The 12900-nt window shown below is 33.7% G+C and carries 11 protein-coding genes; 8 read left to right on the top strand and 3 right to left on the bottom strand.

Features of this window, described 5'->3' with window-relative positions:
• Nucleotides 1-5 precede the first annotated feature (5 nt).
• A complete protein-coding gene (locus P700755_RS16560) occupies nucleotides 6-2738 on the bottom strand; it encodes a putative LPS assembly protein LptD (protein WP_015025777.1) in 2733 nt (910 codons plus the stop codon).
• Between the two features lie 63 nt (nucleotides 2739-2801).
• Between P700755_RS16560 and P700755_RS16565 the strand changes: the two genes are divergently transcribed.
• The 8 genes from P700755_RS16565 to bshA are packed head-to-tail and all read left to right on the top strand — an operon-like array spanning nucleotide 2802 to nucleotide 12060.
• Complete coding sequence (locus P700755_RS16565) at nucleotides 2802-3917, top strand: N-acetylmuramoyl-L-alanine amidase family protein (protein ID WP_015025778.1); 1116 nt, start codon at nucleotides 2802-2804, stop codon at nucleotides 3915-3917.
• A 43-nt stretch (nucleotides 3918-3960) separates the two neighbouring features.
• Nucleotides 3961-4893 (top strand): MlaD family protein, encoded by a 933-nt coding sequence (locus P700755_RS16570; protein WP_015025779.1) that lies wholly within the window; start codon nucleotides 3961-3963, stop codon nucleotides 4891-4893.
• 3 nt (nucleotides 4894-4896) lie between these two features.
• Nucleotides 4897-6237: a 4Fe-4S dicluster domain-containing protein gene (locus P700755_RS16575; protein WP_015025780.1), complete on the top strand. Its 1341-nt coding sequence runs from the start codon at nucleotides 4897-4899 to the stop codon at nucleotides 6235-6237.
• Between the two features lie 9 nt (nucleotides 6238-6246).
• Entirely contained in the window at nucleotides 6247-6666 is a 420-nt protein-coding gene (locus P700755_RS16580; RefSeq protein WP_015025781.1) for an LNS2 domain-containing protein, read from the top strand.
• Between the two features lie 11 nt (nucleotides 6667-6677).
• Nucleotides 6678-7469, top strand: a complete 792-nt coding sequence (locus tag P700755_RS16585) for a (Fe-S)-binding protein (protein ID WP_015025782.1) — start codon at nucleotides 6678-6680, stop codon at nucleotides 7467-7469.
• A 6-nt stretch (nucleotides 7470-7475) separates the two neighbouring features.
• The gene (locus tag P700755_RS16590) at nucleotides 7476-7958 is read left to right on the top strand and encodes a hypothetical protein (protein ID WP_015025783.1); all 483 of its coding nucleotides are present in this window, start codon (nucleotides 7476-7478) and stop codon (nucleotides 7956-7958) included.
• A gap of 7 nt (nucleotides 7959-7965) precedes the next feature.
• Nucleotides 7966-10881, top strand: a complete 2916-nt coding sequence (locus tag P700755_RS16595) for a serine hydrolase domain-containing protein (protein WP_015025784.1) — start codon at nucleotides 7966-7968, stop codon at nucleotides 10879-10881.
• A 60-nt stretch (nucleotides 10882-10941) separates the two neighbouring features.
• The gene (gene bshA / locus P700755_RS16600; protein ID WP_015025785.1) at nucleotides 10942-12060 is read left to right on the top strand and encodes an N-acetyl-alpha-D-glucosaminyl L-malate synthase BshA; all 1119 of its coding nucleotides are present in this window, start codon (nucleotides 10942-10944) and stop codon (nucleotides 12058-12060) included.
• Here bshA and P700755_RS21140 read toward each other — a convergent pair.
• Entirely contained in the window at nucleotides 12057-12341 is a 285-nt protein-coding gene (locus P700755_RS21140) for a mechanosensitive ion channel family protein (protein ID WP_342626362.1), read from the bottom strand. The genes bshA and P700755_RS21140 overlap by 4 nt on opposite strands.
• Nucleotides 12342-12377: 36 nt before the next feature.
• Nucleotides 12378-12563, bottom strand: coding sequence for a mechanosensitive ion channel domain-containing protein (locus tag P700755_RS21145; RefSeq protein ID WP_342626331.1), 186 nt, complete (start codon nucleotides 12561-12563; stop codon nucleotides 12378-12380).
• Nucleotides 12564-12900: the final 337 nt, after the last annotated feature.

Genomic DNA, 12900 nt, shown 5'->3' on the forward strand with positions numbered 1-12900 from the left:
ATTGATTATTGTAAAGTTCTATCTTGTTCTCTGTTTCTATCATATTTCACATCTTGTAAAATATTTGATTTAATACCTATAAAGAAAAACCAGGATCTACGAATACCAAATGGAGTCCAATTAAAACTCATTTGCCAGCTCTTTAAATCCTTTGCAAATCTTAATTGAGTAAAAGAGAATCCCTTATTTTTTAAATCATAACCAGAGGAGACACCAACATTCCAAGTAGGAGATAATTCAACATCACCAGAAAACATAATCGAGTGGGAGCTTATTTCATTCTCCCTCGCCACATTGGAATAGGTCATGGTATAGGACAAATTCAAAGTCCACGGTATAGAATAATTATAGAATTCATTTTCATCACTCACAGGTTCTTTGTCAGGATTGGGGCGATTCATCATTTCACTAGTTCCAAAAAGATTATCGGGTCTCCCTCCATTAAGATAGCTTTCAGAGTCAAAATCTTCGTCTCCTTCCTCTTCTTCTTCATTTTTCTGAAAATCTTTGTTCGATAAAGAATAGCTAAAACTGGCATTACCTCTGGTCAATCTGAATAAGCTTCCTCCGTTATTAATATTGAGTTTATTTATCCTTCTATTGTTGCTATTTAAAGCATACATATCTAGGGTACCTAAAAAGTTGATGGCCAGTTTATCTTGGACAATCGGTAAAGTTCCTCTTAAAGAAAGTGGACTTAAATTGAGAGAGTCCGCAGCAAAATTATAATTGGTACTTATTCCAAAATTGCTAAGGAGCATCACTTTTTTAAACCGTTCGTCACCGGCAAGAGTAGAGTCTTTTTTACGGACTTTCGCTTCCAAATCATTGGTAATATTAAAAGACATACTACTGGAAAAGCGATTTCCTGGAGCTCCGTTTAGGGTACCTTCAAACCTAGAATATTCAACTACTTCATCTTCTAGGCCAGCAATTCCTGTTCTGACATACTCATCATAATATTGATCGAAAGCTGGGCTTATATTATAGGAAATAGAAGGTCTGATAACATGCCTTATAGCTTTAAATTTTTTATCATCCCCAAAATCAAACATTCCATAAACTGTTGTTCCTACAGATGTTGAAAAGTCATAAGTTCTATAGGAATCAAATCCGTTGATTGTATCCCTATCTACTTGGCGAAGCTGCTCGTCATAGCGCTGTTCAAAAGTTTTGAGGGTCCACACCTCATTGTAATTTGCACTTGTACTAACACTAAAATGATCAAATATTTTAAAGTTAGTAGAAATAGGAATAGTATGCCTTGCCCCGACATCTGCTCCTTCAAACATCTCTGGCTTAAAGAAAAGGGAGTCTGTAGTGGTTATTCTATTTTCTGCTCTTACGTTATATTGAAGATTTATATTTTGAATAGCTCCCTTTTTGGTTCCGTCATTAGGTTCAAAAGGAAAAATTCTACCAACACTAAATTGGAGGGTAGGTAAAGTCAAGTTAATGACCTCAGTATTGGTATTTTGGTTATGGGTTGCTGAAATATTTAAATTCATACCTAGTTCTCCCTCAAATGATTTTGAATAAGATACTGAAGAATTCAATGTGTTATTCAAAAAGTTACCAGTATTACTCTGATTTACAGATTGTTGAAAGAAATCACTGGAGCCTAAATTTACAGAAGCAGAAAATCTTGAAGATGGATTTGATTTTTGATCTTGGCTGTGGCTCCACCTTATATTAAAAACAGTGGTTTCGCTAAAATTCGGAAAACCGCGTTCTTCTAAAAGTAATTTTTCATATCTAAGGGCCACATTTCCACTGAATTGATAACGGACATTATAATTGTTTTCTAGCCGTAAACCGTAACTCCCATTGGTAAAGTAGTCTGCTTGTACAGCTAAATCTGCATTATCACTTATCGCAAAATAATAGCCTCCATTTTGAAGGAAGAATCCTCGATTTATGTTTTCTCCATACGAGGGTATAATAAATCCAGATGACTGTTTATCTGTTAAAGGAAAATACCCAAAAGGAAGCCCTAGAGGAGTTGGAACATCGGCGATGTACATGTTTACAAAACCAGTAACGATTTTGCTATTAGGTACAAATTTTATTCTTCTGGCAAAGAAGTAATAATCCGCATCGTCAACATCTTCTGCAGTTGTAAATTTAGCATTGGCCAGATAATAAATGGAATCATTCTGTCTTTTTGAAATTTCACCTTTTACTTTAAAACCTCCTTGTTCTGTCCTAGAATTGAAGACCAAAGCCTTTTGCGTTTTGAAGTTAAAGATTAAACTATCGGGTTCTACCAAGTTGTCGCCTTGTTTGAAGCTGGGCATTTGAGTGTATGCTCCAGTGGAATCTACAATACCTGCGGCAAAAACTTCTTGACTTTTATTATCAAGTATAATTCTACCAGCATTTATAATCATATCACCATAAATGACTTCAGCTTCATTATATAAATACATTTTATTTTCCTTCCTAGACAATCTTTTGTAATCTTTTGCAAAAGCATCTACTACATCAGTGAGGGTTTCTCTTTTCTTATTGGCAGTAGTTTGTGGAAGAGTATCTCCTATGGTAAACCTAATGGTTTGGGTTAAAGAGTCTACCCGATTTCTAATGAGATAGCCTAAATTTGAGTCCTTAGAATCTTTTTCTTGTCCATATAGGCCAAAGTTGATAAAAAGTCCTACCAAAAAAAGTATATGAAGTAAGTTTGTACGCAATGCTTTTGTACTATTTTTGTAAATGTGGCCTATGTTTTGAAGCTTCAAAATTACATTTTATTTTTATGCTACCTATAAAACTTTTGAATAACATCATCTATAATAAAATCTATGTTTAGAACTAACTATAGTGTTCAACTATTATTGTTTTCTTTTTTTCTGGTAGCGATTCCTCTCGACTCTATTTCCCAGTCCAAAAATAAGAAGTTTGTCGTCATACTTGACGCTGGCCATGGAGGTAAAGATTCAGGAAATACTGGGAATAATTATTCAGAAAAGGATATAGCTTTAAGCATTGTACTAAAAATCGGTAAACAATTAGAAAAATATGATGACTTAGAAGTTATATACACTAGGAAAAAGGATGTTTTTATACCGCTGGATAAAAGGGCAGAAATTGCTAATAAAGCTTCTGCAGACCTATTTATTTCTATCCATTGTAACGGAGTAAATAATAGTTCTCCTTCTGGAACTGAAACTTTTGTTTTGGGTCTTCACAGAAACAAGGATAATCTTGAGATTGCGATGAAAGAAAATTCAGTTATCAAATTTGAAGATAACTATGAAGTTAAATACGATGGCTTTGATCCAGATTCCCCAGAATCTTATATCGGTTTTACGATCATGCAAGAGGAGTTTTTAGATCAAAGTGCCTTGCTAGCAGATTTTGTTCAAAAACAATTTCAAAGTACATTGAAAATGAAAAATAGGGGGGTAAAACAGGCAGGTTTCCTTGTCTTAAGAGAGACCTATATGCCAAGCGTACTCATTGAAACTGGATTTTTGACCAATGATACTGAAGGGGCTTTTTTAAATTCAAATAGTGGTCAAGATCAATTGGCCGATGCCATTGTCGATGGTATTAATAATTATAAAAACATTATCAATATTACGGCATTAGAATCAGAACTGAATAAATATAAAGTAAGCTCTAGCGATCTTATTGAAGATTTTGAAGCTATCACTTTTAAAATCCAATTAGCAGCAAGTTCAAGAAAAATAGACCCTAAACCAGAGAATTTTAAGAGACTAAACCCTATAAGTAGAAATCAGGAAAATGATCTTTACAAATATTATTTTGGTCAGACTAACAATTATATGAGTGCTCAAACTCTTAAAGATAAAGCTAAAGCTGAAGGTTATACTTCAGCATTTGTTGTTGCTTTTGATTCTAATGGAAACAAAATATCTGTAAAAGAAGCTTTGAATACTAGAGTTAACCCCTAGTTTTTAATCAAAGTTTACTACATTTGAAATAAATTTAAAGCACTTGAAAAAAGAACTAAAAGTTGGCATTTTAGCTATAGTTGCAATCGGACTTCTCATTTTTGGTTATAATTTCCTTAAAGGGAATAATATATTTAACTCATCTCGAGTTTTTTATGCCATTTATGATAATGTAGAAGGCCTTAGTCCGTCAGCGCCTGTCTCTATAAATGGTTATCAAGTGGGTACCGTCACAGATATTCAGTTTATAAAAAGTGGGCAGTTGTTGGTGACTATGAATATTAATACTGATTTTAATTTTTCCAAAGCTAGTGAAGCTCAAATATATGGTGGAGGGTTGATAGGCGGAAAGTCCATGCAGATAGAACTTGATAATATGTCCACAGAGGCAGCGAAATCTGGTGATACCCTGCAATCTTCAGTAGAAGAGGGGTTAATTGAGCTGGTGAATGAAAAGCTCACACCCCTAAAAGACAAAATTTCCAATGCTGTTGTTGAAGTCGATACTTTATTGTCTTCTTTTAATTATGTTTTTGATGTAGACACTAGAAATAATTTAAGATATTCAATTAAAAATTTGAATGAGACCTTAACTTCTTTGAACCTTTCTGCTAAAAAGATTGAAGGTGTTTTAAATTCAAATACTGATAATATTAATTCAACCATTGAAAACTTTAGATCTACTTCAGATAATTTGTCAAAAATGTCTGATACTCTTTCTAAAATTGAATTTAATAGAATTGTTCAAAATGCCGATGAAACTCTGTTAAACCTGAAAGAAATTTCAAACAAATTAAAAAATGGTGATGGAAGTTTGGGTAAATTGATGAATGACGATCAGATGTATATCAATATAGAAAATGCAACTAAAGAATTAGAAGAATTATTAAGTGATGTCAAATTAAATCCTAAGCGTTATGTACATTTTTCTATATTTGGTAAGAATAACGTTAAATATAAAAAACTCGAAGATTAAATTATGATAGAATATATCCCACAATTTTTATTTGTTATTGTTTTAATAACAGCTTTTTTGTTTTTTGCAAAAAATGTCTCTTCGCTAAGGCGAAATATTAATTTAGGTAAGGACGTTGACAGAAAGGATCATAAAGATTTACGACTCAAGAAAATGATAAAAATTGCTCTTGGTCAATCAAAAATGGTAGTAAAACCTATATCTGGAACTCTCCACGTCATAGTATATGTTGGATTTATTATTATCAATATTGAGGTTTTAGAAATCATCATTGATGGAATTGCTGGGACCCATAGAATTTTTTCATTTATAGGACCAGTATATGATGTGCTTATTGGAAGTTTTGAAATTTTAGCTTTTCTAGTTTTGGTGAGTGTGATCATATTTTGGATACGAAGAAACGTAATGAATATAAAACGCTTTCTTTCTAAAGAATTAAAGGGTTGGCCTAAAAATGATGCTAATTATATTTTGTATTTTGAGGTGGTCTTGATGGTCTTATTTTTAACTATGAACGCTACCGATTATCAATTACAAATGCTTGGTGCTGCGCATTATGCCAGTGAAGCAGGCATTTCTGGGTCATTTCCTATCAGCCAGTTTTTATTGCCATTATTTGATGACATGAGTATTGGAACACTAGTTATTATTGAAAGATCAGCTTGGTGGCTTCATATTATTGGAATTTTAATTTTTCTAAACTACTTATATTACTCAAAACATCTTCACATATTATTAGCCTTTCCAAATGTGTATTTTTCTAATTTAGAAAACTTAGGAAAATTCAAAAATTTGGAGGCGGTTACCAATGAAGTCAAATTAATGATGGATCCTGATGCAGATCCATATGCCGAGCCAGACGGAGGTGGAAGTGAAGAGGATGTTCCTGAAAAATTTGGCGCTAGTGATGTTCAAGATTTAAATTGGTTTCAACTTCTAAGTTCTTATTCGTGCACAGAATGTGGTCGATGTACTGCAGAATGTCCTGCAAGTCAAACAGGTAAAAAGCTCTCTCCAAGAAAGATTATGATGGATACAAGAGATCGCCTAGAAGAAGTAGGTAAACAATTGGATAAAGGGGAAGAAGTTATTGACGATAAACCCTTGCTAGACGGCTATATTTCTAGGGAAGAACTTTGGGCGTGTACGACTTGTAATGCTTGTGTAGATGCATGTCCTATAGGTATAGATCCTATGTCTATTATTATGGATATGAGACAATATTTAGTGATGGAAGAAAGTGCTGCGCCTGTTGAGCTGAATAATGCTATGACAAATATTGAAAATAATTCTGCTCCTTGGCCATATAATCAGCAAGATAGGCTGGATTGGGCGAAAGAATAAGTTTAGTTTATGACAGATGAATTTAAACATAAAGATTCCAAAGGACAATCCATTAGTCCAAGTTTACCAGGTAATGTAAAAAACTATCTGATTGATATTGATGGAACTATCACAGACGATGTTCCCAATGAAGAACCAGAGAGAATGGCGACATGTGAGCCTTTTATAGATGCACTGGAAACTATAAATAAATGGTATGACAAAGGACATCAAATCTGTTTTTTTACGTCAAGAACCGAAGAACATAAAGAAGTGACAGCAAATTGGTTAATTAAACATGGGTTTAAATACCATAGTTTATTAATGGGTAAACCGAGGGGTGGGAATTACCATTGGATCGATAACCATATCGTTAAAGCTACACGTTATAAAGGTCGTTTTACCGATCTTATAAATAAAAATGAAATTATACAAGTTTTTAAAGATTAAAACATAATTATATGAGTGAATCCTTAAAAGTACCAACAATGGCCTCTTATCTAGCAGAAGGAAAACAACCTGAAGTTTTATTTTGGGTAGGTTGTGCAGGAAGTTTTGACGACAGAGCTAAGAAAATCACTAAAGCGTTTGTAAAAATCCTTAATAATACAGGGGTTGATTTTGCCGTTCTTGGAACGGAAGAGGGGTGTACTGGAGATCCTGCAAAAAGAGCTGGAAATGAATTTTTATTTCAGATGCAAGCTATGACCAATATTGAGGTTCTAAATTCCTATGATGTACAAAAAATTGTAACTGCATGCCCTCATTGTTTCAATACTTTGAAAAATGAATATCCTGGTTTAGGGGGCAATTATGAGGTTATACATCACACTCAATTTTTAAAACAATTATTGAATGAAGGTCGTTTAAAGGTTGAGGGAGGAAAGTTTAAAGGTAAACGTATAACTTACCATGATCCTTGTTATTTAGGTAGAGCTAATGGCGAGTATGAAGCTCCTCGCGATCTTTTAAGAAAGCTTGAGGTAGAATTAATAGAGATGAAGTCTTGTAAATCTAAAGGTCTTTGTTGTGGTGCTGGAGGAGCACAGATGTTCAAAGATGCTGAAAAAGGAGATAAGGAAGTTAACATACTTAGAACAGAACAAGCAGTTGATACAAAACCTGAGATCATTGCTGCTGGATGTCCTTTTTGTAACACCATGATGTCAGACGGAGTTAAAAATAAAGAAAAGCAGGACGAAATTGAAGTTTTAGATGTTGTAGAAATGATTGCAAATGCAGATGATTTATAAAAAGGTATGGTAGTAGATTTTAAAGAGTTACCAAGTTCTTCAAGAGTTTGGGTTTTTCAAACAAATAGAGGCTTTGGTGAAGATGAATTAAACGAAATAAAGCCTAAAATTAATGACTTTCTTGAGCGATGGACTGTTCATGGCCAATCTCTACAGGCGGGTTATGAGATAAGGTATAATAGATTTATTGTTTTGGGTTTAGATGAGTCACAAGCTAGTGCTAGCGGTTGCTCTATAGATGCTTCTGTTCATTTTATACAAAGCCTTGAAAAAGAATACAACGTTGATTTACTCGATAAGATGAACGTAAGTTTTAAAAACGGTGAGTTTGTTGCTTACAAACAACTCATCGACTTTAAAAAAATGGTGAAACAAAAAGCAGTATCACCAACTACTATTGTTTTCAACAATTTAGTGAATACAAAATCAGAGTATGAAGAATTCTGGGAAGTGCCTATGACTGAAAGCTGGCATAGCCGTCTATTATAGATAACATATGAGTTTACAAATCAATTTTAAAGTCATCATTATGATGGCTTTTTTATCATGTTACAGTCTTTTTTCTCAAAGCAGTTTATTTGCAGAAGATCTTATTGCTCAAAGGCAATGGGTAGATTCCATATATTCTAATCTATCTCTTGAAGAGAAAATCGGTCAGCTATTTATGATTGACGTTTTTACAAGCAAGTCTGATACTGAACTTGAAAGTCTTGAAAGCTTAATAAAATCTAATCATATTGGAGGTGTCATATTTTCTAAAGGAAATCCTTATCGCCAAGCTCAACTCACCAATAAAATACAAACAGAAAATAAGATCCCCTTACTCATCGGTATGGATGCAGAATGGGGCTTGGCTATGAGGCTAGATTCTACTTATGCTTTCCCTTGGAATATGACCCTTGGAGCTATACAAGACACCTCTATAGTGAGAAAAGTAGGACAGCAAATAGGAAAGCATAGCAAAAGACTCGGTGTTCATATCAATTTTGCTCCGGTGGCAGATATAAACACAAATCCTAATAATCCAATTATTGGTAACCGCTCTTTTGGTGAAACCAAAGACATTGTCATTTCCCATTCGCTTGCCTTGATGCAGGGGATGCATGAGGCAGGAATATTGTCAAGTGCAAAACATTTTCCTGGTCATGGTGATACAGAGCAGGACTCACACAAAACACTGCCGAGTATTAATTTTTCAGAAAAGCGAATTAGAGATATTGAATTAAAGCCATTTCAAGCATTGATAGATGAAGGAGTGAGTAGTGTAATGGTAGCTCATCTCAATATACCAAGTCTTGAAAGCCAAAAGAATCTTCCTTCTTCGTTATCTCCTAAAATTGTTTCAGACTTATTGAAAGGAGAGCTTGGCTTCAATGGACTTATAATTACAGATGCTTTAAACATGAAAGGGGTAAGTAATAGTAGTTCTACTCTTGGGGAAGTAGATTTAGAAGCCTTTAAAGCAGGAAGTGATATTTTATTGATTCCTGAAGATGTTCCCAAGTCTATTAGTATTATAAAAGAAGCAATCTTAAAAGGAGAGATAACAAACAAAAGACTTGCCGCTTCGGTTAAGAAGATATTATATGCTAAATATAAAGTGGGTTTACATTCATTTAAACCGATAGAAACCGCTCAGTTAACAGCAGAATTAAATTCAGAAGAGAATGACGCTATTTATCAAGAGGCCATACAAAACGCAACGACGGTCATAAAAAACGATCTTGGCATTCTTCCAATTAATGATATAGAGCAACAAACCTTCGCTTATGTAGCTCTTGGAGATGCTTCTGGAGATGAGTTTTTTGAAACGATGAATCAATACGCTAGAGTGGATAAAATTGATGTTACCAAAAACAAGATAGACTTGAATCAATTTTCTGATTACGACCAAATAATTATTGGGTTTCATAAATCTGATGCTAATCCTTGGGCGGATTATAAATTTTCACCTTTTGAAATTGAGTTGATAAAATCTATTTCTCAAGACTATAAAACAATTTTAGTCAACTTTACAAGACCTTATAGCTTATTACAATTGAAGAATTATATCAATATTGATGCAATTGTTCAAGCTTATCAAAATAGTATAATCGCTCAACAGGTCGTAGGTCAGCAATTATTTGGTGGCATTGATTTCAAGGGCAAACTCCCTGTTAGTATAACTTCAGCATTTCCAGTAGGAACGGGTTATAAATTGAAGTCAAACGGCAGACTTGGCTATGACCATCCCCAAAACCAAGGCTTTAATTCTGAATTAGTTTCAAAAATCGATTCTTTAGCAGCCTATACGTTAGAACAAGAAATGACACCTGGTATGCAAATTTTAATCGCACGTAAAGGAAAGGTGGTCTACAATAAAAATTTTGGATATCACACTTATGACAAAGAAATAAAGGTTCAAGAAGATGATGTCTACGATTTAGCTTCTCTTACAAAGATATTAGCCACTTTGCCAATTTTGATGACTTTAGAAGAAAGCAACAAGATCGATTTGAAGTCTAAGTTATATGAACTTTTGCCAGAACTTGCTGCTTCCAATAAAGCTGACATGAGCGTTTTAGAAATGCTATCCCACTATGCAAAACTCCAAGCTTGGATTCCTTTTTACAAAAAGACCTTAGAGGATAAGTCAAAATACTATGCTACAGAATTTTCAAAAAAATTCAGTGTAAAAGTTGCCCAAAACATGTATTTAAGGACGGATTATCAAGATTCTATCTATGCAAGAATTGTTGAAAGTGATTTGAGAGATTCATTGGAATATAAGTATTCTGATCTTCCTTATTATTTTTTAAAGAAATATATTGAAAAACAGTCTGATTCCTCATTAGATAAAATAGCTGAAAATTATTTCTATAAGCCAATGCGGTTATCTCATTTGAAATTTTATCCACTAAATTATTTTGAAAAAAATAAAATTGTTCCTACTGAGTTTGACACAGAGTGGAGAAATGAATTAATCCATGGTAGAGTCCATGATCAAGGTGCCGCGATGCTTGGAGGAGTAGGAGGACATGCTGGTTTATTTGGTAACGCAACTGATGTTGCAAAGTTTATGCAACTTTATCTCAACGAAGGGAGTTATGGTGGTAAGCGTTTTTTTAATGCTGAAACCATGAATAAATTCAACACTTGTTATTATTGTGAGAAGGATGTGAGAAGAGGCGTAGGTTTTGATAAACCACAATTGGATGAGATTGGTCCAACTTGTGGATGCTTATCGATGTCTAGCTTCGGTCATTCTGGATTTACAGGTACTTATGCTTGGGCAGATCCTGAGGAAGAAATTATTTATGTTTTTTTATCTAACAGGATTCATCCCGTTTCGTCCAATACTAAACTTATAGATGAAGACATTCGAACCAAAATACAGGGCATTATTTATGAAAGCCTATCCAAATTAAATTGATATTAGTTTAAGAGTAAATTCAAATTGTAACTTCTACTTTTGAAGTCATAAAATATATAGATGAAAATAGCTATAGTATGTTATCCAACCTTCGGGGGTAGTGGAGTAGTTGCTACCGAATTAGGTATTTCTTTATCCAAACGAGGCCACGAAATTCATTTCGTAACTTATAAACAGCCAGTGAGACTTGAATATCTAAGTCACAATATCCGTTATCATGAGGTTCTAGTTCCCGAATATCCTTTGTTTCATTACCAGCCATACGAATTGGCATTATCCAGTAAACTCGTTACTGTAGTGAAAAATTATAAAATTGATGTTTTGCATGTTCATTATGCTATTCCTCATGCTTATGCTGGATTTATGGCACAGCAAATGCTGGCAGAAGATGGCATTAGCCTTCCTATGATGACCACCTTACACGGTACAGATATAACTTTAGTGGGAAGTCACTCTTTTTATAAACCTGCAGTTAACTTCAGTATCAATAGAAGTGATGTTGTCACTTCAGTGTCCGAAAGCTTGAAAAAAGACACACTTGCCATTTTTGATATTAAAAAAGATATTAAAGTAGTTCCAAACTTTATAGATATATCAAATCTCAGCCAAAGTTTTGATGACTGTCAAAGAGAGTTATTTGCCAATGAAGATGAGAAAGTGATTACCCACGTAAGTAATCTCAGGCAAGTGAAACGCATCGATCACGTTATTCAAATATTTCATAAAATCCAATCTAGTATTAAGTCAAAGCTTATTATTATAGGTGATGGTCCAGAGCGGGAAATGGCTTCAAATTTAGCTAGTGAGTTAAGCATTAGAGATAGAGTAATGTTTCTTGGAAAAAGTAATGAGGTTGAAAAAATACTATGCTATTCAGATTTATTTCTATTGCCTTCAGAAAAAGAAAGTTTTGGTCTTGCAGCACTTGAAGCTATGGCTCATGGAGTTCCCGTTATTTCTTCTAATGCAGGTGGACTTTCTGAGGTAAATATTGATGGAGTTTCTGGCTACATGAGCAATGTTGGTGATGTTGAAAATATGGCATTAAACGGTATTAAAATACTTTTCAATGAAAACACTTTAGAGCAATTTAAAAAAGGAGCTAGATCTACTGCTGAAAAGTTTGATGTGAAAGAGATTGTTAGCCAATATGAAGATTTGTACAAGCAAATGATTTAATCCCTTGGATCACGAATATCTAGTGCCTCAGATCTGAATTTGTTTTTCCCAAAGTCCATAGTCCGTATAGGGAACAGTATGTTGATATTTTGTTCGTTATAAGCCTCTTTAATTGCCAAAATAGCACTATGTTGAGTCTTATAAACATCTGATTGATTTGTAACATCGGTCCAGAATCTTATGACATAATTGATAGAACTGTTGCCAAATTCAGTGTAGAAAAATTGAATACTTTCTCCAGAACGTTGTTCAAATTTTGATTTAATAGCATTTTCTGTAATTTCCTGAACTCTTGGTAAATCACTTTCATAGCCTACTCAACTGCTTAAAATAATTCTACTTCGTGGAGTGTGCCTGAAGTTTTTAAAGGGAGAATCTATGATTTTTGAATTGGGTATTACTACCAAATTATAATCTACAGATTGAATAGTGACACTTCTAAGATTGATATCTACGACAAATCCGCTATACTCATTTGTTTCTATCCAATCACCAATTTGCAATTTGGGAATAAAATTAATAATTACACCTGCAAAGGTGTTCTGTAATTTGTCTTGAAGTACAAAACATACAGCATAACGACCCCTGCTGCCCCCAGTATTGTGGTAATAACAGAATTGAGGTTTTTAATATTCCAAGCGCTAAGAATAAGCCTAATACTATAATGGCAATCTTAAAAACCTTGACAAAAACAGTTCTTATAGAATCTTGTGCACTGCTTTTTTTGAATATTTTATACCAAATTAAATTTATAATGTCATACAAATAAATTGAATTATACTACGATGTAGCTCAGCACAGGTTTTTTGTTTGATTGAAATAAAAAAAAATAGCATAGCC

It is taken from the genome of Psychroflexus torquis ATCC 700755, assembly GCF_000153485.2.
Taxonomy (GTDB): domain Bacteria; phylum Bacteroidota; class Bacteroidia; order Flavobacteriales; family Flavobacteriaceae; genus Psychroflexus; species Psychroflexus torquis.